This is a genomic window from Pseudomonas sp. EL_65y_Pfl2_R96 (assembly GCF_963970905.1).
Lineage (GTDB): Bacteria > Pseudomonadota > Gammaproteobacteria > Pseudomonadales > Pseudomonadaceae > Aquipseudomonas.
This window is the reverse complement of record NZ_CAXAQH010000009.1, coordinates 41,661-68,225: the sequence shown is the minus strand read 5'-3', so window position 1 is coordinate 68,225 and position 26,565 is coordinate 41,661. Positions and strand designations below refer to the sequence as shown.

Annotated in this window: 20 protein-coding genes and 1 pseudogene; 14 read left to right on the top strand and 7 right to left on the bottom strand. The window is 59.6% G+C overall.

Annotation, left to right across the window (positions count from 1 at the left end; genetic code table 11):
- Positions 1 to 85: 85 nt before the first annotated feature.
- The 3 genes from AACY49_RS12165 to acnA form a co-directional block, all read right to left on the bottom strand.
- The gene (locus AACY49_RS12165) at positions 86 to 1,651 is read right to left on the bottom strand and encodes a methyl-accepting chemotaxis protein (protein ID WP_258696734.1); all 1,566 of its coding nucleotides are present in this window, start codon (positions 1,649 to 1,651) and stop codon (positions 86 to 88) included.
- A gap of 103 nt (positions 1,652 to 1,754) precedes the next feature.
- Positions 1,755 to 2,546: a CPBP family intramembrane glutamic endopeptidase gene (locus tag AACY49_RS12160; RefSeq protein ID WP_258696733.1), complete on the bottom strand. Its 792-nt coding sequence runs from the start codon at positions 2,544 to 2,546 to the stop codon at positions 1,755 to 1,757.
- Positions 2,547 to 2,783: 237 nt separating this feature from the next.
- A complete protein-coding gene (gene acnA, locus AACY49_RS12155; protein WP_339523948.1) occupies positions 2,784 to 5,525 on the bottom strand; it encodes an aconitate hydratase AcnA in 2,742 nt (913 codons plus the stop codon).
- Between the two features lie 223 nt (positions 5,526 to 5,748).
- On the opposite strand from acnA, the gene rlmM reads away from it, so the two are divergent.
- Positions 5,749 to 6,822 (top strand): 23S rRNA (cytidine(2498)-2'-O)-methyltransferase RlmM, encoded by a 1,074-nt coding sequence (rlmM, locus tag AACY49_RS12150; RefSeq protein ID WP_018925308.1) that lies wholly within the window; start codon positions 5,749 to 5,751, stop codon positions 6,820 to 6,822.
- A gap of 185 nt (positions 6,823 to 7,007) precedes the next feature.
- The gene (gene tusA, locus AACY49_RS12145) at positions 7,008 to 7,259 is read left to right on the top strand and encodes a sulfurtransferase TusA (RefSeq protein WP_007907805.1); all 252 of its coding nucleotides are present in this window, start codon (positions 7,008 to 7,010) and stop codon (positions 7,257 to 7,259) included.
- Here the strand turns inward: tusA and AACY49_RS12140 are convergent.
- Positions 7,256 to 8,665 (bottom strand): MATE family efflux transporter, encoded by a 1,410-nt coding sequence (locus AACY49_RS12140; protein ID WP_339523943.1) that lies wholly within the window; start codon positions 8,663 to 8,665, stop codon positions 7,256 to 7,258. The genes tusA and AACY49_RS12140 overlap by 4 nt on opposite strands.
- Before the next feature lie 242 nt (positions 8,666 to 8,907).
- On the opposite strand from AACY49_RS12140, the gene pdxB reads away from it, so the two are divergent.
- Positions 8,908 to 10,050 (top strand): 4-phosphoerythronate dehydrogenase PdxB, encoded by a 1,143-nt coding sequence (pdxB, locus tag AACY49_RS12135; protein ID WP_339523941.1) that lies wholly within the window; start codon positions 8,908 to 8,910, stop codon positions 10,048 to 10,050.
- Positions 10,051 to 10,236: 186 nt separating this feature from the next.
- On the opposite strand, the gene AACY49_RS12130 is transcribed toward pdxB, so the two are convergent.
- Positions 10,237 to 10,416: a PA1571 family protein gene (locus AACY49_RS12130; RefSeq protein WP_258696729.1), complete on the bottom strand. Its 180-nt coding sequence runs from the start codon at positions 10,414 to 10,416 to the stop codon at positions 10,237 to 10,239.
- Positions 10,417 to 10,674: 258 nt separating this feature from the next.
- Here AACY49_RS12130 and AACY49_RS12125 point away from each other — a divergent pair, with 258 nt between their 5' ends.
- The 4 genes and pseudogenes from AACY49_RS12125 (at position 10,675) to AACY49_RS12110 (ending at position 13,576) form a co-directional block, all read left to right on the top strand.
- Positions 10,675 to 12,462, top strand: a complete 1,788-nt coding sequence (locus AACY49_RS12125; protein WP_258696728.1) for an ABC transporter transmembrane domain-containing protein — start codon at positions 10,675 to 10,677, stop codon at positions 12,460 to 12,462.
- A 25-nt stretch (positions 12,463 to 12,487) separates the two neighbouring features.
- Positions 12,488 to 12,817: pseudogene (locus AACY49_RS12120) on the top strand (T6SS effector amidase Tae4 family protein); the annotation flags it as partial.
- 29 nt (positions 12,818 to 12,846) lie between these two features.
- On the top strand, positions 12,847 to 13,245 hold the full coding sequence (locus tag AACY49_RS12115) for a type VI secretion system amidase immunity protein Tai4 (protein ID WP_320394539.1): 399 nt from the start codon (positions 12,847 to 12,849) through the stop codon (positions 13,243 to 13,245).
- Positions 13,246 to 13,387: 142 nt separating this feature from the next.
- A complete protein-coding gene (locus AACY49_RS12110; RefSeq protein WP_408980637.1) occupies positions 13,388 to 13,576 on the top strand; it encodes a Fic family protein in 189 nt (62 codons plus the stop codon).
- 118 nt (positions 13,577 to 13,694) lie between these two features.
- On the opposite strand, the gene AACY49_RS12105 is transcribed toward AACY49_RS12110, so the two are convergent.
- Positions 13,695 to 15,623: a transglycosylase SLT domain-containing protein gene (locus AACY49_RS12105; protein WP_258696727.1), complete on the bottom strand. Its 1,929-nt coding sequence runs from the start codon at positions 15,621 to 15,623 to the stop codon at positions 13,695 to 13,697.
- A 212-nt stretch (positions 15,624 to 15,835) separates the two neighbouring features.
- Between AACY49_RS12105 and AACY49_RS12100 the strand changes: the two genes are divergently transcribed.
- Positions 15,836 to 17,758: an ATP-binding cassette domain-containing protein gene (locus AACY49_RS12100; protein WP_339523936.1), complete on the top strand. Its 1,923-nt coding sequence runs from the start codon at positions 15,836 to 15,838 to the stop codon at positions 17,756 to 17,758.
- Positions 17,759 to 17,872: 114 nt separating this feature from the next.
- Here the strand turns inward: AACY49_RS12100 and AACY49_RS12095 are convergent, their stop codons facing one another.
- Entirely contained in the window at positions 17,873 to 18,310 is a 438-nt protein-coding gene (locus AACY49_RS12095; protein ID WP_030128421.1) for a universal stress protein, read from the bottom strand.
- A 104-nt stretch (positions 18,311 to 18,414) separates the two neighbouring features.
- On the opposite strand from AACY49_RS12095, the gene AACY49_RS12090 reads away from it, so the two are divergent.
- From AACY49_RS12090 to AACY49_RS12065, 6 genes are all read left to right on the top strand, one after another.
- Positions 18,415 to 18,852: a hypothetical protein gene (locus AACY49_RS12090; RefSeq protein ID WP_339523934.1), complete on the top strand. Its 438-nt coding sequence runs from the start codon at positions 18,415 to 18,417 to the stop codon at positions 18,850 to 18,852.
- 542 nt (positions 18,853 to 19,394) lie between these two features.
- Positions 19,395 to 21,542, top strand: a complete 2,148-nt coding sequence (gene fadB / locus AACY49_RS12085; RefSeq protein WP_258696724.1) for a fatty acid oxidation complex subunit alpha FadB — start codon at positions 19,395 to 19,397, stop codon at positions 21,540 to 21,542.
- Between the two features lie 30 nt (positions 21,543 to 21,572).
- Positions 21,573 to 22,748 (top strand): acetyl-CoA C-acyltransferase FadA, encoded by a 1,176-nt coding sequence (gene fadA / locus AACY49_RS12080; protein ID WP_007933190.1) that lies wholly within the window; start codon positions 21,573 to 21,575, stop codon positions 22,746 to 22,748.
- 98 nt (positions 22,749 to 22,846) lie between these two features.
- Entirely contained in the window at positions 22,847 to 23,083 is a 237-nt protein-coding gene (locus tag AACY49_RS12075) for a DUF1653 domain-containing protein (RefSeq protein ID WP_057715655.1), read from the top strand.
- Positions 23,084 to 23,197: 114 nt separating this feature from the next.
- Positions 23,198 to 25,825, top strand: a complete 2,628-nt coding sequence (topA, locus tag AACY49_RS12070) for a type I DNA topoisomerase (RefSeq protein WP_339523927.1) — start codon at positions 23,198 to 23,200, stop codon at positions 25,823 to 25,825.
- Positions 25,826 to 25,966: 141 nt separating this feature from the next.
- Positions 25,967 to 26,491, top strand: a complete 525-nt coding sequence (locus tag AACY49_RS12065) for a DUF6586 family protein (protein WP_258696722.1) — start codon at positions 25,967 to 25,969, stop codon at positions 26,489 to 26,491.
- The last annotated feature ends 74 nt before the right edge of the window (positions 26,492 to 26,565 follow it).

The following is a 26,565-nucleotide window of genomic DNA, read 5'->3' as shown; positions in this document are numbered from 1 at the left end:
GCCCGGACAGGCGTCACTATTTTCAGAATGGCAATAAAAAACCCGGAAGTTTTCACCGTCCGGGTTTTCGTTTTGCTGTCACTGATCAGCGGTTAAACCGCTCCACCAACGAATACTGGGTATTCGCGGTCTTGGTCAGTTCCTCGCTCAACAGCGCCGAGTTCTGTGCCTGTTCCGAGGTCTGGTCAGCCAGTTGCGAGATGTTGCTGATGTTGCGGCTGATTTCTTCGGCCACAGCGCTTTGCTCTTCGGTAGCGGCAGCGATCTGAGTGGTCATGTCGGTGATGTGGGCCACGGCTTCGCTGATGCCCACCAGCGCCTGATCCGCTTCCAATACCCGTGCCACACCTTCTTCGGCCTGGCGATGGCCAGCCTCCATGGTTTGCACCGCCGTGCCGGCGGTCTGTTGCAGCTTGGCGATCAGGGCGTGGATCTGCCCGGTGGATTCGCTGGTGCGTTGCGCCAGTTGGCGAACTTCGTCGGCCACCACCGCAAAACCACGGCCCATCTCACCGGCACGCGCGGCTTCAATCGCGGCGTTCAAGGCCAGCAGGTTGGTCTGGTCGGCGATGCCTTTGATCACATCAACCACACCGCCGATTTCGTTACTGTCTTTAGCCAGTTGCGTGACCGTCAGGCCGGTTTCACCGACCACCGCCGACAGGCGCTGAATAGCTTCGCGGGTTTCCCCGGCGATATCGCGACCGCGACCGGTCAGGCGATTGGCTTCCTGAGTGGCGTCAGCGGTGCGCTGCACGTGGCTGGCAACTTCCTGAGTGGTGGCGGCCATCTCATTGACGGCGGTCGCCACCTGCTCGGTTTCGACCCGTTGACGTTCCAGGCCCGTGGAGCTGTTGTGGGCCAGGGCGTCGGACTGCTTCGCTTGCTCCGTCAGATGCTCGGCGGTGTCCTGCAGGCGGGTCAGGCAGGTTTTCAGGCGTGCTTCCTGGCTGAGGATCGACATCTCCAGACGCGCCTGGGCACCGCGGCTATCGGTGTACATCTGCGCGATCAGCGGGTCGGACGTGGTCTGCTCGGCCAGGCGCAGCAGACGCTTGATACCGCGCTGTTGCCAGCTCAAGCCCATCAAACCCAATGGCACCGAGAGGCCGGCGGCGAGGGCGAAGCCCCACTGCGACGTCAACGTGGCGCCAATCATGAAGCTCAGTTGGCTGATCAGTATGAACGGCAGCCAGTCCTGAAGTACCGGCAACCACTTATCCGTTTGAGGAACGGCTGACTTGCCCTGGTTGATGCGTTGGTAGAGCGCTTCGGCACGGCGGATCTGCTCGGCGGTGGGTTTGACCCGCACCGACTCGTAACCGATCACCTGATTGCCATCGAACACCGGTGTGACATAGGCGTTAACCCAGTAGTGGTCACCGGTCTTGCAGCGATTCTTGACAATGCCCATCCATGGCAAGCCTTGTTTCAGTGTGCCCCACATGTGCGCGAACACCGCAGCCGGGACGTCGGGGTGACGGACCAGGTTATGCGGCGCACGGATCAGTTCCTCACGAGAAAACCCGCTGATTTCGACGAAAGCATCGTTGCAGTAGGTGATCAAGCCCTTGGCATCGGTGGTGGAAATCAACCGTTGCTGAGCCGGGAAGGTCCGTTCGCGTTGTGTAATGGGCTGGTTGTTACGCATGGCTTTCTCAATCCGCAAGGCTTTGAGCGGTTATCGGCATCGTCAGGAACTTATTGAGGTTTTTTTTCAATAATCAGTGACGCGTCGCAAAACGATCATTGCGTCACCCGGCGAGCATCGGATAAGTGAACAGCCCGAAATGCAGCAAATTCAAACCAAAATGGGTGGCGATGGCCGCGCCCAACCCGCCGAAACGGTAGGCAAGGCCGTAGCCGAGCCCCGCCAGGCTCGCCAGCAACACCCATTGCCAGCCAGCGCCCAGATGAACGAGGCCGAACAGCATTGATGCGAGCACCAGCGCGAGGCTTTCGCCATAAGGCAGGTGTTTGAAGTGCCGGCTCAGACCGCCCTGGATGTAGCCGCGAAACAGCGCTTCTTCCACCAGCGTCACCAGCAACAGATTGTTCAGCACCCACAGCCAGGCTTGATCCGGCCACTTCGGCGCCCAACTGATCACGCCCAGCAACAGCGCGCCACCCAAGGCCAGCACGGCGCTTACGGTCAGGGCGAGGGCGGTGGCATAAACGGCCAGTCGCAGCGAACGCCGGCCGATAATCCACGGGCAAACCAGCAACAGCCAGAAGCCGATCAGGGGTTTGTCCTGATTCAGGTACATGGCGAACGGCACGGCATCGTCGGTGAAACGTTGGGGATCGATGGCGCGACCGTTGTAGAAGCCGGGAAGCCAGTGCATTGCCAGCGCTACCGCCAGAACGATGAACAAGCCGTGGCCGAGGTAGCGGCCAAGCGGAATCTGTTGTTGGCGAACGGCGAAGCCGGCAAACAGCAGCAACCCGAAAGAGATAGCGGCCAGCCAGCCGAGATGGCCGTAGATCAAAGCCAGGCTATAGCCAATGGAGAGAAGTGCCAGATAGATCCATGGCAGAGCGATCATTTGAAATCCTTGTTTCAGAGAATCTGCGGATTGCCTCAGTTTCTGTGGGAGCGGGCTTGCTCGCGAGAGCGGTTTAACATTCAACCTCTTCGTTGTCTGACACACCGCCTTCGCGAGCAAGCTCGCTCCCGCATTTGATTTGTGATCGATACAAAATGATTGGGCGCGCGATTATAGAACCGTACACCGCGTAAACAAGAACACCGCCCGAAGGCGGTGTCGATGTCAGCAAGGGCGTTACGAGGCAATCAACTGCCGCAACACGTAGTGCAAAATCCCTCCAGCCTTGAAGTACTCCACCTCATTGAGGGTATCGATCCGGCACAACACCTCGACCTTTTCCTTGCTGCCGTCTTCACGGGTGATGACCAGTGTCAGGTTCATCCGCGGAGTTAGTTCGACGCCCGTCAGGCCAAGGATATCCAGGGTTTCCTTGCCGGTGAGGTTCAGGCTCTTGCGGTTCTGATCCAGCTTGAACTGCAACGGCAACACGCCCATGCCCACCAGGTTGGAACGGTGAATCCGCTCGAAGCTTTCGGCGATGACCGCTTTGACCCCCAGCAGGTTGGTGCCCTTGGCTGCCCAGTCGCGGCTCGAACCGGTGCCGTATTCTTGCCCGGCGATCACCACCAGCGGTGTGCCCGACACTTGGTAACGCATGGCCGCGTCGTAGATCGGCAGCTTCTCCCCGGTCGGCATATAAATCGTGTTGCCGCCTTCTTCGCCGCCGAGCATCTCGTTGCGAATACGGATGTTGGCGAAGGTGCCGCGCATCATCACTTCGTGGTTGCCGCGACGGGAGCCGTAGGAATTGAAGTCCCGCGGTTCCACCCCTTGCTCGCGCAGGTAACGGCCGGCGGGGCTGTCAGTCTTGATGTTGCCGGCCGGGGAGATGTGGTCGGTGGTCACCGAATCTCCGAGCAGGGCGAGGACTTTCGCCCTTTCGACGTCCTTGACCACCGGGGCAGGGCCGCCAATGTCATCGAAGAATGGCGGATGCTGGATATACGTCGAATCGTTGTTCCAGACATAAGTCGCCGCCTGCGGCACTTCGATGGCTTGCCATTGCTCGTCGCCGGCAAACACTTCGGCGTACTCCTTGTGGAACATCGCGGTGTTCACCTGAGTCACCGCATCGGCGATTTCCCTGGTGCTCGGCCAAATGTCTCGCAGATAAACCGGATGGCCGTCCTTGTCGTTACCCAATGGCTCGCTGCTGATGTCGATGCGCACCGTGCCGGCCAACGCATAGGCGACGACCAGGGGTGGGGAGGCCAGCCAGTTGGTTTTCACCAAGGGATGCACGCGACCTTCGAAGTTACGGTTGCCCGAGAGTACCGAGGCAACCGTCAGGTCGGCTTTCTGAATGGCTTTTTCGATTGGCTCCGGCAACGGTCCGGAGTTACCGATACAGGTGGTGCAGCCATAACCGACCAGCGCAAAACCGAGTTCATCGAGGTATTGAGTCAGGCCGGCCGCCTTGTAGTAGTCGGTCACCACTTTCGAACCGGGGGCCAGCGAACTCTTGACCCACGGTTTGCGCTTGAGGCCTTTCTCTATGGCTTTCTTCGCCACCAGCCCCGCGGCCATCATCACGCTGGGATTGGAGGTGTTAGTGCAGGACGTGATGGCGGCAATCACCACCGCGCCGTTTTTCAGCCGATACGTACGGCCTTCGTGATGGTAGTCCGCTTCGCCGACCAGATCAGCGTTGCCCACCGCAACGCCTCCACCGCCCTCACTTTCGAGGCGGCTCTCTTCCTTGGTGGAGGGTTTGAATTGCAGGCCGAGAAAGTCAGTGAACGCTTGCGCCACGTTCGGCAACGAGACGCGGTCCTGTGGGCGTTTCGGCCCGGCGAGGCTGGCTTCGACGCTGCCCATGTCCAGAGCCAGGCTGTCGGTGAACGCCGGCTCCTTGCCGGGCAGGCGCCACAGGCCTTGGGTCTTGCTGTAGGCCTCCACCAGTTTCACGGTTTGCGGGGTGCGTCCGGAAAGACGCAAGTATTCCAGTGTCACTTCGTCCACCGGGAAGAAGCCGCAAGTGGCGCCGTATTCCGGGGCCATGTTGGCGATGGTCGCGCGGTCGGCCAGCGGCAGGTCGGCGAGGCCGTCGCCGTAGAACTCGACGAATTTCCCGACCACGCCTTTCTTGCGCAGCATTTGGGTTACGGTCAGCACCAGGTCGGTGGCGGTGATGCCTTCCTTGAGCTTGCCGGTGAGTTTGAAGCCGATCACTTCTGGAATCAGCATCGACACCGGTTGGCCGAGCATCGCCGCTTCCGATTCGATCCCGCCGACACCCCAGCCGAGTACGCCGAGGCCGTTGATCATGGTGGTGTGGGAGTCGGTGCCGACCAGCGTGTCCGGGAAGGCATAGGTGCGCCCGTCCTCATCCTTGGTCCAGACCGTGCGGCCCAGATACTCGAGGTTGACCTGGTGGCAGATGCCGGTGCCCGGCGGCACGACGCTGAAGTTGTCGAAGGCGCTCTGCCCCCAGCGCAGGAAGGCGTAACGCTCGTGGTTGCGCTGCATTTCGATGTCGACGTTCTGTTCGAAGGCGCTACTGCTTGCGAACTTGTCGACCATCACCGAGTGGTCGATCACCAGGTCCACCGGCGACAGCGGATTGATTCGCTGCGGGTCACCACCGGCCTTGGCCATGGCGGCGCGCATGGCGGCGAGGTCGACCACGGCGGGGACGCCGGTAAAGTCCTGCATGAGTACCCGCGCGGGCCGGTACTGGATTTCGCGGTCGGAGCGACGTTCCTTGAGCCAGGCGGCAATCGCCTTGAGGTCGGCGCCGGTAACGGTTTTCTCGTCCTCCCAGCGCAGCAGATTTTCCAGCAGCACTTTCAACGACATCGGCAGATTGTCGAGATCACCCAAGCTCTTGGCGGCTTCGGGCAGGCTGAAATAGTGATAGGTCTTGTCGTCGACTTGTAACGTTTTAAGGGTTTTCAGGCTATCGAGGGACGGCATTGAAATGACTCCTTTAGATCCGCGCGGCTACGGACTGAGAGGACGGACAGAGCCTTTAACCTAGCCCTGTTTAGACGTTAAGGCTAATAACCGGACGCTATGGACAAGTCCAGGGGGCCGATCTCGGCTATCATGCGCCGGTTTTCGTGACAGGCTTTGCTTCAACGCAAGTCTGGGCATCGCGCAGTGGCGCAATTTTTCCGCCAACTGCCCAGGAGTAAGAATGAACACCCTCTTTATGCATTGCCGGCCGGGCTTCGAAGGCGAAGTCTGTTCCGAGATTTCCGAACATGCCGCGCGGCTGAACGTGGCCGGTTATGCCAAGGCCAAGACCGCCAGCGCCTATGCCGAATTTATCTGCACCGAAGAAGACGGCGCCGAACGCCTGATGCGTGGCCAGCGTTTCGCCGACCTGATCTTCCCGCGTCAGTGGGCCCGTGGAATCTTTATTGATCTGCCGGAAACCGACCGCATCAGCGTGATCCTTGCGCACATGGCGGACTTCCCGCTGTGTGGCAGCCTGTGGCTGGAAATGGTCGACACCAACGATGGCAAAGAATTGTCGAACTTCTGCAAAAAATTCGAAGTTCACCTGCGCAAGGCACTGATGGCGGCCGGCAAACTGGTGGAAGACCCCAACAAACCGCGGCTGCTGCTGACCTTCAAGAGCGGCCGCGAAGTGTTCATGGGCCTGGCGGAGTCGAACAATTCGGCGATGTGGCCGATGGGCATTCCACGCCTGAAGTTTCCCCGTGAAGCGCCGAGCCGTTCGACGTTGAAACTGGAAGAGGCTTGGCACCATTTCATCCCCCGCGACCAGTGGGACGAGCGCCTGCATAGCGACATGACCGGTGTCGACCTCGGCGCCGCCCCTGGCGGCTGGACCTGGCAACTGGTCAATCGTGGCATGCTGGTGACCGCCATCGACAACGGCCCGATGGCCGAAAGCCTGATGGACACTGGTCTGGTTCAACACTTGATGGCCGACGGTTTCACCTTCAAGCCCAAGCAGCCGGTGGACTGGATGGTCTGCGACATCGTCGAGAAACCGGCGCGCAACGCGGCGATGCTGGAAGAATGGATTGGCGAGGGGCATTGCCGGGAAGCGGTGGTCAACCTCAAGCTGCCGATGAAGCAGCGTTATGCCGAAGTGAAGCGCTTGCTGGAGCGTATTGCCGAGGGGTTCAAGGCGCGGGGCATTCGGGTTGAAATCGGCTGCAAGCAGCTGTATCACGACCGTGAAGAAGTGACCTGCCATTTGCGCCGGCTCGACGTAAAGAAACCCAAGTCCCGCTGACTTTGTGTGCCGATCGTTCCCATGCTCTGCGTGGGAACGCCGCCGGGGACGCTCCGCGTTCCGCCTTTGGATGTGACGCAGAGCGTCACGGGATGCATTCCCACGCAGAGCGTGGGAACGATCAGCTGTCAGTGACTAGACACCCGACAATGCGCGACAATGCCGGCAAGTTTCAGGAGTAAACCATGAGTGAAATGATCGATACGCCGGTAGACGGCACCCTTGACGCTACCGGTCTCAATTGCCCGGAACCGGTGATGATGTTGCACCAGCACATCCGCGACCTGGTGCCCGGCGGTTTGCTGAAGGTGATCGCTACCGACCCGTCGACCCGTCGCGACATTCCCAAGTTCTGCGTGTTTCTCGACCACGAACTGGTCGCACAGCACGAAGAGGCAGGCACCTACCTCTACTGGATTCGCAAGAAACTCGCTTAACCGGCCGAACGATTGAGGCGAATCCGCTTGCGTGCGCTGCGCGCCAGGCGGATCGACAGCATCAGCGCCGCGCAACTCAAGCCGACGATCAAACCCTGCCACAGCCCGCTCGGGCCGCTCGGCGTGCCGAACCAATCGGTCAGGCCCAGGGCGTAACCCACGGGCAAACCAATTCCCCAGTACGCGAACAACGTCAGGATCATCGTCACCCGAGTGTCCTGATAGCCCCGCAGCGCACCGGCCGCCGTCACCTGAATCGCATCGGAAAACTGAAACAGCGCCGAGTACACAATCAGCATCGCGGCTACGTGAATCACCGTCGGGTCGGCGGTGTAGATCGCGGCGATGGGTTCGCGCAGCAACAGCATCAGGCTCGCCGACAGGCAGGCGTACGCCAGCGCAGTGCCCATGCCGATGCCGGCGGCGAAGCGTGCTTCCCGTGGTTCTTCACGGCCCAGTGCCTGGCCGACCCGCACGGTCACGGCCATGCCCAGGGAGTAGGGGATCATGAACACCAGCGAGCTGAAGTTCAGCGCGATCTGGTGCCCGGCGACCACGGTGGCGCCGAGGCTGCCGATCAGCAACGCGATCACGGCGAAGATGCTCGACTCGGCAAACACCGCGATGCCAATCGGCAAACCGATGCCCAGCAAACGCTTGATCACCGACCACTGCGGCCAGTCAAAACGGCTGAACAACTCACTCGACTGATAGGCCGGCGCCCAGCGCTCCCAGCCGGCCATGCCCAACGCCATCACCCACATCACGATGGCTGTGGCCCAGCCGCAGCCGACACCGCCCATGGCCGGCACACCCAAGTGGCCATAGATGAAGATGTAATTGAGCGGAATGTTCAGCGCCAACCCACACAGGCCAAGGACCATGGCCGGGCGGGTGCGGCCCAGGCCATCACTGAAGCAACGCAGCACGTGATAGAACGCGACGGCGGGCAGACCGCTGGCGATGCCGTGCAGGTATTGCATGCACGGGCCGATCAGCTCGGGGTCGACCTTCATGATGTGCAGGATTGGTTCGGCGCTGAACAGCATGCCGCTCGCCATCAAACCCACTACCAGCGCCAGCCACAAGGCCTGGCGTACGATCGGGCCAATCTCGCTGTGGGTGCCGGCGCCGAAGCGCTGGGCGACTTTCGGGGTGGTGGCCAGCAGTGTGCCGGTCATCAGCAGAAACACCGGCACCCAGATCGAGTTGCCCAGCGCGACGGCCGCCAGGTCGCGAGGCCCGACCCGACCGGCCATCACCGCATCGACGAAGCCCATGGCGGTGGTCGCCAGTTGCGCGATCATGATCGGCAACGCCAGGCCGAGCAGGTTTTTCAGCTCCAGGCGAACCCGGGCCGGGCGGGTGAGGGAAATAGCGGAGGGGCGGTCAGTCACGGAATTCAAGGCGAAACGTCCAAAGGGTTTTGATGCGCGAGGCGGCGCATTCTACGCCTTGACGCCGTGGTCAGGAAAAATCCTGTGTTGCGGATTTGTAAATGGTTGCTTGCGGTGTTTGGGACCCTTGTGGGAGCAGGCAAGCCCTCTCCCACAGGATGAGTGGCCCCTTCACATTTAAGGTGAACAATGCCTGCTGGCCCATCACGGTCATCTGCGCCTAAACTGCCGGTCCGCCAAAGGAGCCTGCCATGCTGATTGTTGCCGACGAAAATATCCCGCTGCTCGATGCTTTCTTTGAAAGCTTCGGTGAAATCCGCCGAGTGCCGGGACGTTCAATCGACCGCGCCACTGTCGAGCAGGCCGATGTGCTGCTGGTGCGCTCGGTGACTAACGTCAACCGCGCGTTGCTCGAAGGCAGCAAGGTGCGTTTTGTCGGCACGTGCACCATCGGGACCGATCACCTGGATCTGGACTACTTTCAGCAGGCCGGCATCACCTGGTCCAGCGCGCCGGGCTGCAATGCCCGGGGGGTGGTCGATTACGTGCTGGGCAGCCTGCTGACCCTGGCCGAAATCGAAGGCGCCGACCTGACTCAGCGCACCTACGGCGTGGTCGGTGCCGGTGAAGTCGGCGGGCGGCTGGTCAAGGTTCTGCAAGGCCTGGGCTGGAACGTGCTGGTTTGCGATCCACCCCGGCAAGCCGCTGAAGGGGGCGATTACGTCAGTCTCGAGCAGATCATCGAGCAATGCGACGTCATCAGCCTGCACACGCCGCTGGACAAGCAAGGCCCTCAGGCAACCTGGCATCTGTTCGATAAAAAACGGTTGAACCAACTCAAGTCCGGCACTTGGTTGATCAACGCCAGTCGTGGCCCGGTGGTGGATAACACCGCCCTGCGCCAAGTGCTGTTGCAACGTGAAGACCTGCAAGCGGTGCTGGATGTCTGGGAGGCTGAGCCTGAGGTCGATGTAGCGCTGGCGGAGTTGTGTGTCATCGCGACGCCGCACATTGCCGGTTACAGCCTCGACGGCAAGCAGCGCGGGACGGCGCAGATCTATCAGGCGTTTTGCAAGTTCCTTGGGCAACCGGAACAGGTCAGCCTGAGCGATTTGCTGCCAGCGCCATGGCTGTCGGCCGTGACGTTGAATGCCGATACCGATCCGGCCTGGGCGCTGGCGATGTTATGCCGTGGCGTGTACGACCCGCGCCGCGACGACGCGGATTTCCGTCGCAGCCTTGTAGGCAATGTGAGCGAGCAGCGTGCAGCGTTCGATGCGCTGCGCAAACATTACCCGCTGCGACGTGAAATCGATGGGTCGAAGGTGCGGATTGAAGGGGATTCGCCGGCGTTGCAGCGGATTGTGGCGGCTTTGGGGGCTTCGGCTGTCTGAACATCGAGTTGGCCCCATCGCGAGCAGGCTCGCTCCCACACTTAATCTCAGTCGTATAGCAAATCTGTATTCAGTGGAGATCTACTGTGGGAGCGAGCCTGCTCGCGATGGGGCGCGCCGCCGTTCCCGGATAAAGCCCATAAAAAACCCGGCCAACAAGGCCGGGTCAAGAAGACGGTGGCTATATCACTTTTGTTCGACAGGCTTGACCAATCGCTTTTCCAGTTCGCGGCAAGCGTCCTGAATCATGTTTTCAGTGATCGGTACTTCGCGCCCTTCCTCATCGATCATTGAGCAACCCAGAGACTGGTCTGGCTGTGTGCGGATCACTTGAATCTTGTCATCGCTGCTGTTTTGCAAGGACATGGCCTGTCTCCTCATCAGGTTGTGTGCTTACTGTAAAACCGCCAAGTGACCGGGCTGTGACAATTCCCTGCGATCTTTCAGGTCGGCCTCTTCAGTCCATCAGAAATACCCTGATGTTTCCACCTGGACTTTAGACCAATAATCTCTAGCCACTAGTCTTGGCGGTCATAATTAACCCGACTCATTGTGATTTACAGCGTTCAATCCTGTCGACCGGTGTAGGCTTGATCAGGTTAAAGTCATGAGTTGTGCCATCGGATGATCTTCATGCTCTCTGCCCGTCACCGCCGCGCCATTCGCCTGGCCACCCGTTTCATCACGCCTTATCGCTGGCCGGCCTTGGGCGCCTTGCTGGCGTTGATCGTCACGGCCGGCATCACCTTGTCCATGGGACAGGGGATTCGCCTGCTGGTGGATCAGGGTTTCATGACCCGATCGCCGCATTTGCTCAACCAATCGATTGCCCTGTTCATGCTGCTGGTGGTCGGCCTCGCAATCGGCACCTTTGCGCGTTTTTACCTGGTGTCGTGGATCGGCGAACGCGTTGTCGCGGACATCCGCCGTCGGGTGTTCAACCATCTGGTCTACCTGCATCCGGGGTTCTATGAAGACAACCGCAGCTCCGAAATCCAGTCACGTCTGACTGCAGATACCACGCTGCTGCAGTCGGTGATCGGTTCTTCGCTGTCGCTGTTCCTGCGTAATGGGCTGATGGTGATCGGCGGGATTGTCTTGCTGTTTATCACCAACCCCAAACTCACCAGCATCGTGGTGGTCGCGTTGCCGTTGGTGGTCGCGCCGATCCTGATTTTCGGGCGTCGGGTGCGCACCCTGTCGCGTCTGAGCCAGGACCGGATCGCCGATATCGGCAGCTATGTCTCCGAAACCCTGAGTCAGATCAAAACCGTGCAGGCCTACAACCATCAGGTCCAGGACGAACAGCGTTTTGCCACGACCGTGGAAGAGGCTTTCAACACCGCCCGCAAGCGCATTTTCCAGCGGGCCTGGCTGATTACCCTGGTGATCGTGCTGGTGTTGGGCGCGGTCGGGGTGATGCTCTGGGTGGGCGGCATGGATGTCATCGCCGGGCGGATTTCCGCGGGTGAATTGGCGGCGTTCGTCTTTTACAGCCTGATCGTGGGCGGCGCCTTCGGCACGTTGAGTGAAGTGATCGGCGAACTGCAGCGAGCGGCAGGGGCGGCGGAACGTATTGCCGAGTTGTTGCGTTCAGAAAACATCATCCAGCCACCGACCCAAGGTCTGGTGACGTTGCCTGAACGGGTGAAGGGTAATCTGGTGCTGCACGATGTGCGCTTTTCCTACCCGTCGCGTCCTGAAAGCTATGCCGTCGATGGCTTGAATCTGACCATCAACGCCGGCGAAACCCTTGCCTTGGTCGGGCCGTCCGGTGCTGGCAAGTCGACGGTGTATGACCTGCTATTGCGTTTTTACGACCCCGCCGAAGGACGCATCCTGCTGGACGGTGTGCCGCTGACTCAACTCGATCCTCTGGACCTGCGTCGCTGCTTCGCCCTCGTCTCGCAAACCCCGACGCTGTTCTTCGGCAGCATCGAAGAGAACATTCGCTACGGCAACCCGAAGGCGACCTTGGCCCAGGTTCAGGAAGCGGCGAAAATCGCCTACGCCCACGACTTCATCGAGCAAATGCCCAACGGCTACCAGACTCACCTCGGCGACGCAGGTCTTGGTTTGTCCGGCGGGCAACGCCAACGCCTGGCCATCGCCCGGGCGCTGCTGGTGGACGCGCCGATCCTGTTGCTGGACGAAGCCACCAGCGCCCTCGACGCCCAGAGCGAGCACCTGATCCAGCAAGCCCTGCCCAGCCTGATGAAAAACCGCACCACACTGGTCATCGCCCACCGACTGGCCACGGTGAAAAACGCCGACAGGATCGCGGTGATGGACCAAGGGAAACTGGTGGCGGTGGGAACGCATCAGGAGTTGATTGCGAGTAATGCGCTGTATGCGCGGCTGGCGGCGTTGCAGTTCAATGATGGCAAGGTTGAAACCGATCTGCGAGCGTAAGGCGCTGCTGGCGCCCCGGTACAATATCCTGAACCAGGCAGGTCTGAAAATTCCAAGTGTGCCGGGGCAAACCGTGTCCGGTGCCGACAAGTCCCAGTACTTCTTCCGCGTCAAAAACCTTATTGCCGTTCTGGAACAACGCTGGGGCAAAGCTGAAGTCGTGCAGTATCCACCCTCGGGTGGCGGAGCCCTGAGAGGCAAGAAGGGGGTGATCCTGTTTGAAGTGCAGGGTTGGTGGGATGCCCAGGGGCATGCCACGCTGTTCAACGGCAGTACTTGCTACGACCACTGCTATTTCAACGAACCCGGCGCGAACTATCGCACCGACCGTGCGAACTTCTGGAGATTGCTGTGAAGAAGGTTCTATTGGGCATCCTGCCACTCATGTTGCTGGCCTCCGTTGGTTATGCGAAAGACACTGGGGGTATATCCCCGGAGGCCAGTGCACGTACCTACGGGCAGAATTACAAAGACATGGTGCTCGCGACCTGCATTGCGAACGCCTACAAGGAGGACAAGTCAGCAGCCATTGACGCAGGAAGCAGCGTCAGCGCATTGCGCGACTGGACCGAGTACGACCTGGAAAAGGCCCCCGACGCGATCAAGACCCAGGTGGATCGTTACTTGGCGCGTGACTATCACAACCCGCTGGTCGAGTCGGAAGTCCAGGGCGTGCGTTTCGATTTGCTGAAATGCCTGGACCTGTATCACAGCAACGAGTTGGATGCACAGGTCAAGCGTCTGGTTATCCACCCCAATCGGATTTACAGGCAGGGCAAGTGAAACGTTAATCCTGGCGCCGGGTATCTGGGACAGCTCCTACACTCTCACGGCCATCTCCACCCGCTCGGCTGCAAATTGGGGTGGCGGCTGTGCGCAGGTGTGCAAGACCGGGGCAACATAGGAAACCCGGCAGCCCCCGAAGATCTCCGATGGCCTCAGCCGTTTTGCTCCATTTAAGATAAGAGATCGGCAGCAGGCGACCTTCCGAACTAACTATCTCAAACCGGCACTGGCCGCCAATTTGATTGAAATGACGAATCCCGATTCGCCCAATAGTCCGGCTCAAAGGTATCGTTTGACCGAGCTTGGCAAGCAGACCGCGACGCGGTGAAGATTGAACTGGATGGACACAAAAAAATGCCCGCATCAATTGATGCGGGCATTTTCGTTTACGTCTCAAAGCAAAGAGCGCAGCCTTCGGCAAGCTCCTGCATAACCGGCCTTACCGGTTATTGATCGTCAAAGTAGCGCTCATGCCAATCCACCAGCGGCTGCGGTGAATTGAGTTTCTGGCCGTAGATCACCGAGTACGACAGCACGTTCTGCACATACTGGCGGGTTTCGTCGAACGGGATGCTTTCTACCCACACATCGAAGCTCAGGTGATCGGCACCGCGCAGCCATTGACGCACGCGGCCGGGGCCGGCGTTGTAAGCGGCGGAGGCAAGGACGCGGTTGCCGTTGAACTGGCTGTGCACCTGGCTCAGGTAAGCGGCACCGAGCTGGATGTTCTTGTCCGGATCCAGCACCTGCTGCGGCGAGGCCAGCGGAATGCTGAACTTGCGCGCGGTTTCCTTGGCGGTGACGGGCATCAGTTGCATCAGGCCGCTGGCGCCGACGCCGGAGCGGGCGTCGTCCATGAAGGCACTTTCCTGGCGGGTGATGGCGAATACCCAGCTCGAGTGCAGTCCACGGACCTTGGCTTCGCGCACCAGGGTTTCGCGGTGGGCCATCGGGAAGCGGATGTCCAGATCGTCCCAGTACTGCGCCTGACTGATGGTGCGGATCGCCGGGAAATACCATTTCAGGTCGTAGGCCAGTTTCGCCTGGGCGACCATTTCATCACGGCTGAAGTGCCGGCTGACGTGGTACCACTCGCGGCGGCCGTCGACGATCTGCCCGCGGGCATGGAACTCCAGCGCGCGGCGCACACCTGGGGTATTGCGAACCTTGTTGATCAGCGCCTGGCTGAGCACCAGCGGTTTGTTGTTCAGCGAATAGGATGACTGTGAGCGATCGGCCGCCAGGAAACCGTAGAAGTCGCGCTCGTGAGCCAGGTTCTTGTAAAGCGTCTGCGCTTGCGGATTCTGCGGCTGCGCCAGCTCCAGGCTGCGAGCCTGCCAGTAACGCCAGCGATTGGTAGTGGCCAGGTCCTGAGGCAGGCGGCGGGTCAACTGATAGGCGTCGTCCCAACGGGCCAGACGCAACAGCAGGCGCAAGCGCCATTCGGAAACGGTGTTGTCCCGCAGTTCCGGGTCGTATTTGGTCATCACGTCCAGCGCGCGGCTGTCGAAACGTCGAGCCAGGGTCAGGCCGATTTCCCGGGCGATCGCGACTTTTTCGTCACGGGAGAAGTGCATGCTGCTGGCATAACCGTCGAGCAGGGCCATGGCCTTGTCCGGATCCTGACGAGCCAGGCGGCGCAGGCCAAGGCTGACGATGTCGGACATCGGCTCATCGGCCGGGATGAAGCGCGACGGCTGATTCAGCAGCTCGGGTTTCTGCGCCACATCCACCAGCAGACGACCGCGCGGGGCGAGGGTTGTCAGGCCATTGATCAGGCTGTTGGCCAGCGGGTAGTTGCGGGCGTGGGCGGCGAGTTTGGTGCGTTCCCAGCGTTTCTGTTCAGTCAGTTGACCATCGGCGGCCCACATGCCGAACACTGCATCGCATGCCTCGGGCTGGGTTTTGCCGCTCAGCCAGAGCTTTTCGGCGTTGACGTAGCCTTCAGCCTTGCGGTTATGGCTGATCTGATACTGCGCGTTCAGGCAGTCCAGTTCGGTGAAATTGAGCTTGGGATCATAGTATTTGACGAAGGTCGCCCAATCGCCGCGTTCGGTCAGCCAGCGCAGCCAGCGCAATTTCATCCAGTTGGCTTGCGGCAGGTCACCGTGTTCGGCGAGGAAGTTCTCGATTTCGGCATTGCTCGCGGTTTTCAGCCGCGCGGTCAGTTCGTCATAAGCCAGGTAGGGGGTCAGCGGATAATCGCTGAGCGCCTGGCTATAACGGAAATAAGGGCCGGAATCGCCCTTGGCCAAGGCACGCTTGGCTTCGTCGTAATACTGGCGTTGGGTAGACAGGTCTACCGCCTGGGCGGATTGAACGGCAGCGGCGGTAAGAAGCAAACATGAAAAAAGATTGAAAAGGCGACTGCGCATGGTACGTCCGGGCAGAGAAATCGTGACATGTGCCGGCAACGCCGGCACTTGATATCTGTAGCTTAGCCTTTTGCCAGCACCCGGTGAAAGCTTTGCCGGGCTAGCGGCACAAGTTCGCAACAATTATTAGTCAGAGTGTTGTCACAGCGAAATTGCCGGCCTTCTGAAGCCTCAAGTCAGGTAGAATGCGCGCCCGGTTTTTGGAGAAGCTCATGACCCTGCTCAAATTCAGCGATGTGTCCCTTGCTTTCGGCGCTATGCCGTTGTTGGACAAGGTGTCCTGGCAGATCGCCCGTGGTGAGCGGGTGTGCATCATCGGCCGCAATGGCACTGGCAAGTCCAGCATGATGAAGCTCGTCAAAGGCGACCAGAAGCCTGATGACGGCTCCGTTTGGCGTGCGCCTGGTCTCAAGATCGGCGAATTGCCGCAAGAATTGCCGGTAGCCGACGAGCGGACCGTGTTCGACGTGGTTGCCGAAGGCCTGGACGGTGTTGGCGAGCTGCTCGCGCAGTATCACCACCTGAGCCAGAATATCGTTACCGACGCCGATCTGGACAAACTGATGCACGTCCAGCACGACCTCGAAGCCCGCGATGGCTGGCGTTTGCAGCAACTGGTCGACAGCACGTTGAGCCGCTTGCAACTGCCGGCCGACAAAACCCTCGCCGAATTGTCCGGCGGCTGGCGTCGCCGCGTCCTGCTGGCCCAGGCTCTGGTTTCCGAACCGGACCTGCTGCTGCTCGACGAACCGACCAACCACCTGGACATCGGTGCCATCGCCTGGCTCGAAGAAGCGCTGAAGGATTTCCAGGGCGCTGTGCTGTTCATCACGCACGACCGTTCATTCCTGCAGAACCTTGCGACCCGCATCCTGGAACTGGATCGCGGCGGCTTGATCGACTGGAACGGTGATTACGCCAGCTTCCTCGTGCACAAAGAAGCCACACTGGCCGCTGAAGAAACCGCCAACGCGCTGTTCGACAAGAAACTGGCCCAGGAAGAAGTCTGGATCCGCCAGGGCATCAAGGCGCGTCGCACCCGTAACGAAGGCCGTGTCCGTGCACTCAAAGCCCTGCGCGTCGAGCGTAGCGAGCGTCGTGAGCGTACCGGCAAGGCCAACATCCAGCTGGATACCGCCGACAAGTCCGGCAAGCAGGTGATGGTGCTCGAGAACGTGAGTTTCGCTCACCCGGGCGGTCCGTTCCTGATCAAGGATTTCTCGATGGTCCTGCAGCGCGGCGACCGCATCGGTCTGCTCGGCGCCAACGGTACCGGCAAGACCACGTTGCTGAAACTGATGCTCAGCGGTCTGCAACCGACCAGCGGCACAGTGGAAGAGGGGACGCGCATCGACGTGGCCTACTTCGACCAGTTGCGCCATCAGCTGGACCTGGAAAAGACCGTGATCGACAACGTGGCCGAAGGCCGTGACTTCATCGACATCGATGGTCAGAGCCGCCATGTGCTGAGCTACCTCGGCGACTTCCTGTTCAGCCCGCAGCGTGCCCGTACGCCGGTCAAGGCGCTGTCCGGTGGTGAGCGTGCCCGGCTGTTGCTGGCCAAACTGTTCAGCAAGCCGGCGAACCTGCTGGTGCTCGACGAACCGACCAACGACCTGGACGTGGAAACCCTTGAGCTGCTGGAAGAGGTCTTGCTGACCTTCAATGGCACCGTGCTGATGGTCAGCCACGACCGGGCATTCCTCGACAACGTGGTCACCAGCACCCTGGTCTTCGAAGGTGAAGGCAAGGTTCGCGAATACGTCGGTGGTTATCAGGACTGGCTGCGTCAGGGCGGCTCGCCGCGCCTGCTGGGCGTGACCGAGAGCAAATCCGGCAAGGCCGACCTGAACTCTGCCGTCGTGACGGCCGAACCTGCGCCAGCCGCTGCGGTGGAAGCCCCGGCGCCGGTGGCGAAAAAGAAGCTCAGCTACAAGTTGCAGCGTGAGCTGGAAGCCTTGCCAGGCCAGATCGAAGCCATGGAGCAGCAGATCGCGCTGGTTGAAGCGCAGATGGCGGATGCCGGCTTCTATCAGCGTCCACCTGCCGAGACGGCTGCGGTGATCGCTCAGCTCGAGCAATTGCAGGCTGAACTCGACGTGATGGTCGAGCGCTGGGCCGAACTGGATGCCTGATTGATCCGGCTATAAAAAAGCCCGGCGTTCAGTGATGAGCGCCGGGCTTTTCGTATGGAGCTCGATCTGTTGGCTGCGTTAGATCCCCTGTGGGAGCGAGCAGGGTATGGGTTGTCAGCTTTTGATCAGGCGCACCGCCAGCACATCGCAAGGCGCGCCGTGCAGTACGTCGTTGGCGGTGGAGCCCAGCAACAGCGCCAGACCATGCCGACCATGACTGCCCACCACGATCAGGTCGCAGGTTTGTTCCTTGGCAAGGTGGTGAATCTCCTGGCGCGGCTGGCCGTAGGTCAAGTGGCTGTATTCCTTGGAGAGTTCCGGGTATTTCACGATCAACCGCTCAAGGCGCTCCTTGGCCTGATCGAACTGTTGTTGTTGCAACTGGGAAAGGTCCATCGGCACGTCGCCGCCAAAGGCCATGGCCATCGGCTCGACAATATGCACCAGGGACAGCTTCGCGCCATTGCTCACCGAGAGTTCGCGAGCGCGGTGGATTACAGGATCGCACTCTTCGGTTAGATCTACAGCGACCAGAATATGGTGGTAGGGCATGAGGTGCTCCTCCTGAGGATTGCAATATTGATAAGTATGGCTGGTTTCAAGCGCATTGGTTTCAGAGTGATTCAATGGGCTCATCAAGAATCGGGAGTACAGATATGACGGTCTGGATAGTGGTGTCAATCCTGTTGGTGGTGCTGAGCCCACTGGCCTGGTTGCGTCCGTCTCGTGGCCAGAGCGGGCGCATGGCCCTGCGCATGGAGGCGCGGCGCATTGGCCTTGCCATGCAACTGGCGCCCCAGGAGTGGCCGCACTGGCTGAGCCAGGAGCCGCCGAGCCCTTGCGCCCAGTACCATCGGCCGCGCCGTGGCACTCAGCCGGCGTGCTGGAGCTATTGGCAGAAAGCGCCGGGGGCGTGGGTCAATCAGTGGCAGGAGGTCTGCGAGGATGGAGCGCTGCTGAATCATTTCGAAAAATTGCCTGCCAACGTCTACAAGATCGAGGCGGACAAGCAAATGATTGCCCTGTATTGGGGCGAGAAGGGTGAGGCCGAGGTTCTGCAACAGATCGACGCCACGCTCAAAGCACTCGCCTGAAACCCGATCTGTAGCCGCTGCCTCGCAGGCTCGGCAGCTGCTACAGAGGCAATAAAAAGCCCGACATCATCATCGGGCTGGGGTTGGCCAGGCAGGCCGGTAATTCTTTGTGGCACTGATCTTACGCTGGGCATTCGCCAAAAGCGTTCAAATTTTTTCTTCAGAGTCCCGCCAGCGTAGCTTGTTAAACACAGGCCGCCGGTAATTAGGGCGACTTTTCTAACTATTGATTCTATGAATGGCCTCGCGGGCATCCGCGTGTTGCAGGTCTTCGTGGTACGGAAGTGACTGGAAAGTCGCGTTTCAACCAGTGTTTTGGGCGATTGACAATTGTCGGAAATTCCGTGAAGGTGACGTACCCAAATCAAACGGGCGTATGAATTGAGCGTTTGTATTACACACCGCTCCTACAGAATCCCGACTATCGCGTTGGCGGGTGTGCCGGGTGAATTGGCGTTAGCATCGACGATAAACGTCCCTGCCGAGCCAGTCGCTTGCGTCCGACGTGTACTGTTCAGCTTCCATATCGTGGAGATCAGTTGATGATTTACGAAGGTAAAGCCATCACGGTTAAGGCTCTTGAAAGTGGCATCGTCGAATTGAAATTCGACCTCAAGGGTGAGTCCGTCAACAAGTTCAACCGTCTTACCCTGAACGAACTGCGTCAGGCTGTAGACACCATCAAGGCAGATGCTTCGATCAAGGGTGTGATCGTCAGCAGTGGCAAGGACGTATTCATCGTCGGCGCCGACATCACCGAATTCGTCGACAACTTCAAGCTGCCGGATGCAGAGCTTGTTGCTGGCAACCTCGAAGCCAACAAGATTTTCAGCGATTTTGAAGACCTCAATGTCCCGACTGTCGCCGCGATCAATGGCATCGCACTGGGCGGCGGTCTGGAAATGTGCCTGGCGGCGGATTTCCGCGTCATGGCCAGCACCGCCAAAATCGGTCTGCCGGAAGTCAAACTGGGCATCTACCCAGGCTTTGGCGGTACTGTGCGTTTGCCGCGCATCATTGGTGCCGACAATGCCATCGAGTGGATTGCTGCCGGTAAGGAAAACCGCGCTGAAGACGCGTTGAAAGTCGGTGCCGTCGACGCTGTGGTCGACTCGCAGAAGTTGCAGGAAGCGGCGCTGAACCTGATCAAGTGCGCCATCTCCGGTGAGTTTGACTACAAGGCCAAGCGTCAGCCGAAGCTCGAAAAACTCAAACTCAACGCCATCGAACAAATGATGTCGTTTGAAACCGCCAAAGGTTTCGTGGCCGGCCAAGCGGGCCCGAACTACCCGGCGCCGGTCGAAGCGATCAAGACCATCCAGAAAGCTGCGAACTTCGGGCGCGACAAGGCGCTGGAAGTCGAAGCCGCCGGTTTCGTCAAACTGGCCAAGACCTCTGCCGCGCAGAGCTTGATCGGTCTGTTCCTGAACGATCAGGAACTGAAGAAAAAGGCCAAGGCCTACGACGAAATCGCCAAGGAAGTGAAGCAGGCCGCCGTATTGGGCGCCGGCATCATGGGGGGCGGTATCGCTTATCAGTCGGCCTCCAAAGGCACGCCGATCCTGATGAAAGACATCAACGAGCACGGTATCGAGCAAGGTCTGGCCGAAGCCGCCAAACTGCTGGTGGGCCGCGTTGATAAAGGTCGCATGACTGCGGCGAAGATGGCCGAAGTGCTCAACGGTATTCGTCCGACCCTGTCTTACGGCGATTTCGGTCACGTCGACCTGGTCGTCGAAGCCGTTGTCGAGAACCCGAAGGTCAAGCAGGCCGTTCTGGCCGAAGTCGAAGGCAAGGTCAAAGAGGACACCATCCTCGCGTCCAACACTTCGACCATTTCCATCACCTTGCTGGCCAAAGCCCTCAAGCGTCCGGAAAACTTCGTCGGCATGCACTTCTTCAACCCGGTGCACATGATGCCGCTGGTTGAAGTGATCCGTGGCGAGAAGTCCAGCGAAGTGGCCGTTGCCACTACCGTTGCCTACGCCAAGAAAATGGGCAAGAACCCGATCGTCGTCAACGACTGCCCGGGCTTTTTGGTCAACCGCGTGCTGTTCCCGTACTTCGGTGGTTTCGCCAAACTGGTCAGCGCCGGCGTGGACTTCGTCCGTATCGACAAGGTCATGGAGAAATTCGGCTGGCCAATGGGCCCGGCATACCTGATGGACGTGGTCGGCATCGACACCGGTCACCACGGTCGTGACGTCATGGCTGAAGGCTTCCCGGATCGCATGAAGGACGACCGTCGTTCGGCCGTCGACGTGCTCTATGAAGCCAAGCGCCTGGGCCAGAAGAACGGCAAGGGTTTCTATGCCTACGAAACCGACAAGCGCGGCAAGCAGAAGAAAGTCGCCGATTCGTCGGTGCTGGAAGTGCTCAAGCCGATCGTTTTCCAACAGCTCGAAGTCACTGACGAAGACATCATCAACTGGATGATGATCCCGCTGTGCCTGGAAACCGTGCGCTGCCTGGAAGACGGCATTGTCGATACCGCCGCCGAAGCCGACATGGGTCTGGTCTACGGTATTGGTTTCCCTCCATTCCGTGGCGGTGCGCTGCGTTACATCGACTCGATCGGTGTTGCAGAGTTCGTTGCCCTGGCTGACCAGTACGCTGATTTGGGCGCGCTGTACCACCCGACCGCGAAGCTGCGTGAAATGGCCAAAAACGGTCAGAGCTTCTTCGGTTAAGCGCCCACACTAGAGCGAGAGTGAACGTATATGAGCTTGAATCCTAGAGACGTCGTGATTGTCGACTTCGGTCGTACGCCGATGGGCCGCTCCAAGGGCGGCATGCACCGCAACACCCGCGCCGAAGATATGTCGGCGCACCTGATCAGCAAACTGCTGGAACGCAACGTCAAGGTCGACCCGAGCGAAGTCGAAGACGTGATCTGGGGTTGTGTGAACCAGACCCTGGAGCAGGGCTGGAACATCGCCCGCATGGCGTCCCTGATGACGCAGATCCCGCACACCTCGGCCGGCCAGACCGTCAGTCGTCTGTGTGGCTCGTCCATGAGTGCGCTGCACACTGCCGCGCAAGCGATCATGACCGGCAACGGTGACGTTTTCGTCGTCGGCGGCGTCGAGCATATGGGCCATGTGAGCATGATGCACGGTGTCGATCCGAACCCGCACATGTCCCTGTACGCGGCGAAAGCCTCGGGCATGATGGGCCTGACCGCGGAAATGCTCGGCAAAATGCACGGCATTACTCGCGAGCAGCAGGACGCCTTTGGCGTGCGTTCCCACCAACTCGCCCACAAGGCGACCGTGGAAGGCAAGTTCAAGGACGAAATCATCCCGATGCAGGGCTACGACGAGAACGGTTTCCTGAAGCTGTTCGACTACGACGAAACCATTCGTCCGGAAACCACCCTGGAAAGCCTGGCGGCTCTGAAGCCAGCGTTTAATCCTAAGGGCGGCACCGTGACCGCCGGTACTTCGTCGCAGATCACCGACGGTGCTTCGTGCATGATCGTGATGTCGGCACAGCGTGCCCAGGACCTGGGCATCCAGCCGCTGGCGGTGATTCGCTCGATGGCAGTAGCAGGTGTGGACCCGGCGATCATGGGCTATGGTCCAGTACCGGCAACGCAGAAAGCATTGAAGCGCGCGGGCCTTGGCATCAACGATATCGACTTCTTCGAACTCAACGAAGCTTTCGCCGCACAGGCCCTGCCAGTGCTGAAAGATTTGAAAGTGCTCGACAAGATGAACGAGAAGGTTAACCTGCACGGCGGCGCGATCGCCCTGGGTCACCCGTTCGGTTGCTCCGGTGCACGTATTTCGGGCACCTTGCTGAACGTGATGAAGCAGAATGGCGGCACCTTCGGGGTGGCTACCATGTGCATTGGTCTCGGCCAAGGCATCTCCACCGTCTTCGAACGCGTTTAAGCGTTTCGTTGATGGAAGCCGGGGCCAAGTGCCCCGGTTTTTGTTTTTCCGGATTTATTTTGTTTTTATTTTAAAAAGATTTGAGTGAGGGCCAAAGCATGCCGATACAACCTGGGCTCTACCAGCATTACAAAGGTCCGCAGTACCGCGTATTCAGTGTTGCGCGGCATTCGGAGACCGAAGAAGAAGTGGTCTTCTACCAAGCCCTGTATGGCGATTACGGCTTTTGGGTGCGTCCCTTGAGCATGTTCCTGGAGTCGGTCGAGGTTGACGGCGAACAGGTGCCACGCTTTGCTTTGGTGCAAGCCGAACCGAGCGTTTTTCCGCAGCCATAAGGGGAGTGCGCGCAGAACCCTGCGCTTGACCTCACCTTGTAGCCACTATATATAGCGGTGCCGCGTCAGGCGCCAACCGCCTTTCACTTTTAGAATTCAGGAATTTTCTGATCCATGGGCAAATCGCTGGTCATTGTGGAATCCCCGGCTAAGGCCAAGACCATCAACAAGTATCTGGGTAACCAATACGTGGTGAAGTCGAGTATCGGCCATATCCGAGACCTGCCCACCAGCGGTTCGGCTAGCGCCAGCAAAGAGCCTGCCGCCAAGCGTGGCAAGGCCGCCGCAGGTGAAGGTCCGGTGCTCACGCCGAAGGAGAAAGCGCGCAAGCAGCTGGTCTCGCGCATGGGGGTCGATCCCGATCATGGCTGGAAAGCCAAGTACGAGATCCTCCCGGGCAAGGAAAAGGTTATCGAAGAGCTGCGCCGGCTCGCTAAAGATGCTGACACCATCTATCTCGCAACCGACTTGGACCGCGAGGGGGAAGCCATTGCCTGGCACCTGCGCGAAGCCATCGGTGGTGACGACAGCCGCTACAAGCGTGTGGTGTTCAACGAAATCACCAAAAAAGCGATCCAGGAAGCTTTCTCCCAGCCGGGCGAGCTGGACATCGATCGCGTAAACGCTCAGCAGGCGCGTCGCTTCCTCGACCGCGTGGTGGGTTACATGGTTTCGCCGCTGTTGTGGGCCAAGGTCGCTCGTGGTCTGTCCGCCGGTCGCGTGCAATCGGTTGCCGTGAAGCTGGTGGTCGAGCGTGAGCGTGAAATCCGCGCGTTCAACCCGGAAGAGTACTGGGAAGTTCATGCTGACCTCGGCACCGCCAAGGGCGCGACCGTGCGCTTCGATGTGGCTCGCGAGAAAGGCGAGGCCTTCAAGCCGCTCAACGAAGCCCAGGCCATGGCCGCGCTGGAGAAGCTCAAGGCTTCCAGCTACAGCATCGTCAAGCGCGAGGACAAACCGACCAGCAGCAAACCGTCGGCACCGTTCATCACTTCCACCCTGCAACAGGCCGCGAGCAACCGCTTGGGCTTCGGTGTGAAGAAAACCATGATGATGGCCCAGCGTCTGTACGAAGCCGGCTACATCACTTATATGCGTACCGACTCCACCAACCTCTCGGCCGATGCCGTGACGATGGCGCGTACTTATATTGAAGGCGAATTCGGCAAGAAGTACCTGCCGGAAACCCCGAACGTCTACAGCAGCAAAGAAGGCGCACAAGAGGCTCACGAAGCGATTCGTCCGTCTGATGCCAATACCGAGCCAAGCAAGCTGTCGGGCATGGAGCGTGATGCCGAGCGGCTTTACGAGCTGATCTGGCGCCAGTTCCTGGCGTGCCAGATGCTGCCGGCCCAATACCTGTCAACCACGGTTACCGTTGGTGCCGGTGACTTCGAGTTGCGCGCCAAGGGCCGCATCCTGAAGTTCGACGGTTACACTCGCGTCATGCCGCAAATCACCAAGCCTGGTGATGACGACGTGTTGCCGGACATGGCCCAGGGCGACGCGATGAAGCTGATCAAGCTTGATCCGACCCAGCACTTCACCAAGCCGCCGGCGCGTTACTCGGAAGCGAGCCTGGTAAAGGAAATGGAAAAACGCGGCATCGGTCGTCCTTCGACCTACGCGGCGATCATTTCGACCATCCAGGACCGCGGTTACGTGGCGCTGCATAACCGTCGTTTCTATTCGGAAAAGATGGGCGACATCGTCACCGAGCGTCTGGCCGAGAGCTTCTCCAATCTCATGGACTACGGCTTCACCGCCGGCATGGAAGAGAATCTCGATGATGTGGCCCAGGGCGAGCGCGACTGGAAAAACGTGCTCGACGAGTTCTACGGCGACTTCAAGAAGAAACTCGAAGTGGCCGAAAGCGCCGAAGGCGGCATGCGCGCCAACCAGCCGGTAATGACTGACATTCCGTGCGTGTTGTGCAGTCGTCCGATGCAGATCCGTACTGCCTCGACGGGTGTATTCCTCGGTTGCTCGGGCTACAGCCTGCCGCCGAAAGAGCGCTGCAAAGCCACCGTCAACCTGGTGCCGGGCGATGAAATCGCCGCGGACGACGAGGGTGAGTCCGAGTCGCTGGTCCTGCGTGGCAAGCATCGCTGCCCGATCTGCAGCACGGCGATGGATGCTTACCTGCTCGACGAGAAGCGCAAGCTGCACATCTGCGGTAACAACCCGGATTGCGCTGGCTACGAAATCGAAGAGGGCACTTACCGCATCAAGGGCTATGAAGGTCCGAGCCTGGAGTGCGACAAGTGCGGTAGCGAGATGCAGCTCAAGACCGGCCGTTTCGGCAAGTTCTTCGGTTGCACCAACGCGACGTGCAAGAACACCCGCAAGCTGCTGAAAAGCGGTGACGCGGCACCGCCAAAGATGGACCCGGTGAAGATGCCTGAGCTCAAATGCGAAAAGGTCAACGACACCTACATCCTGCGCGACGGTGCTTCCGGCCTGTTCCTGGCGGCCAGCCAATTCCCGAAAAACCGCGAGACCCGTGCTCCATTGGTCGTGGAGATCGTGCCGCACAAGGATGAGATCGATCCGAAGTACCACTTCCTTTGCGAAGCACCGAAGAAAGATCCCGACGGCCTTCCTGCAGTGATCCGTTACAGCCGCAAGACCAAAGAGCAGTACGTGCAGACTGAGGTCGACGGTAAACCGACTGGCTGGAAGGCGTATTACGACGGCGGCAAGTGGACGGTTGAAGACAAGCGTCCAGCAGCCAAGGCTTAAAAGCCGCTGTACACAAAAGGCCGCATGACAACCCTCGGGTTTTCATGCGGCCTTTTTGTTTTGGGCTTGCGGTGAGCTTGGGTGATCCACGACACTGTCTGACCTGCGTGAAGCAATTATTTCGTTGTGGAGGCTGCCGTCATGGCCCACGAACTCTATACCCGTACCAATCAGAAGATTTATTTCGCCGGCCTGTCGCTGGAAGCGCTTGCCAGGGCTGAAGAGGGGCGGGCGATGAACTCCCTGGCGCTGATTCAGGCCGGGCGCGAGTCAGCGTTGTTTCACCTGTATGGTGCGCTGCTGGGGTTGTGTCATGAAATCGCCGGTTTCTATCGCTTGCCTCAGGCCAATGCGCCTAGGGCAGAGACGCTGCTGACCCGCGAAGTGCTCGAAACCATCGCTATTCCGGAAATGGCGGAGATGGTCGAGCTGGCGCAAAACCCTGAGACCTGGCTGGCCAAACTGCTGTCGGCTCATGCTGCGCTGTTTCAGCCACCTCGCACTCCGCACAAGCCCAAGGGCGATGTGACACAGCCGCTCATTCTGGCCGTCAATCTGGATGAAGACGAGGCGCCTGAGGAGCTGAGCCGGGAGGAACTGGAGAGCTGGCGCCAGAACCTGAAAGGCTTGGCGATTAGGTTTCGCGAAGGGTTAAATGAGTGCTGAAAGATTGAGTGTTTGGCGAATGGCCGACTCAAGGAAGGGTGTTGTCAGAAATTTCTCTTCGTGATGGCATCTGG

Bases quoted from the DNA above. Each gene is read 5' to 3' on its own strand.
- fadA (WP_007933190.1), top strand. From the start codon at position 21,573: ATGAGCTTGAATCCTAGAGACGTCGTGATTGTCGACTTCGGTCGTACG.
- AACY49_RS12100 (WP_339523936.1), top strand. From the start codon at position 15,836: ATGACCCTGCTCAAATTCAGCGATGTGTCCCTTGCTTTCGGCGCTATG.
- AACY49_RS12075 (WP_057715655.1), top strand. From the start codon at position 22,847: ATGCCGATACAACCTGGGCTCTACCAGCATTACAAAGGTCCGCAGTAC.
- rlmM (WP_018925308.1), top strand. From the start codon at position 5,749: ATGAACACCCTCTTTATGCATTGCCGGCCGGGCTTCGAAGGCGAAGTC.
- AACY49_RS12095 (WP_030128421.1), bottom strand. From the start codon at position 18,310: ATGCCCTACCACCATATTCTGGTCGCTGTAGATCTAACCGAAGAGTGC.
- topA (WP_339523927.1), top strand. From the start codon at position 23,198: ATGGGCAAATCGCTGGTCATTGTGGAATCCCCGGCTAAGGCCAAGACC.
- AACY49_RS12165 (WP_258696734.1), bottom strand. From the start codon at position 1,651: ATGCGTAACAACCAGCCCATTACACAACGCGAACGGACCTTCCCGGCT.
- AACY49_RS12090 (WP_339523934.1), top strand. From the start codon at position 18,415: ATGACGGTCTGGATAGTGGTGTCAATCCTGTTGGTGGTGCTGAGCCCA.
- AACY49_RS12065 (WP_258696722.1), top strand. From the start codon at position 25,967: ATGGCCCACGAACTCTATACCCGTACCAATCAGAAGATTTATTTCGCC.
- tusA (WP_007907805.1), top strand. From the start codon at position 7,008: ATGAGTGAAATGATCGATACGCCGGTAGACGGCACCCTTGACGCTACC.
- AACY49_RS12160 (WP_258696733.1), bottom strand. From the start codon at position 2,546: ATGATCGCTCTGCCATGGATCTATCTGGCACTTCTCTCCATTGGCTAT.
- acnA (WP_339523948.1), bottom strand. From the start codon at position 5,525: ATGCCGTCCCTCGATAGCCTGAAAACCCTTAAAACGTTACAAGTCGAC.
- AACY49_RS12115 (WP_320394539.1), top strand. From the start codon at position 12,847: ATGTTGCTGGCCTCCGTTGGTTATGCGAAAGACACTGGGGGTATATCC.
- pdxB (WP_339523941.1), top strand. From the start codon at position 8,908: ATGCTGATTGTTGCCGACGAAAATATCCCGCTGCTCGATGCTTTCTTT.
- fadB (WP_258696724.1), top strand. From the start codon at position 19,395: ATGATTTACGAAGGTAAAGCCATCACGGTTAAGGCTCTTGAAAGTGGC.
- AACY49_RS12130 (WP_258696729.1), bottom strand. From the start codon at position 10,416: ATGTCCTTGCAAAACAGCAGCGATGACAAGATTCAAGTGATCCGCACA.
- AACY49_RS12125 (WP_258696728.1), top strand. From the start codon at position 10,675: ATGATCTTCATGCTCTCTGCCCGTCACCGCCGCGCCATTCGCCTGGCC.
- AACY49_RS12105 (WP_258696727.1), bottom strand. From the start codon at position 15,623: ATGCGCAGTCGCCTTTTCAATCTTTTTTCATGTTTGCTTCTTACCGCC.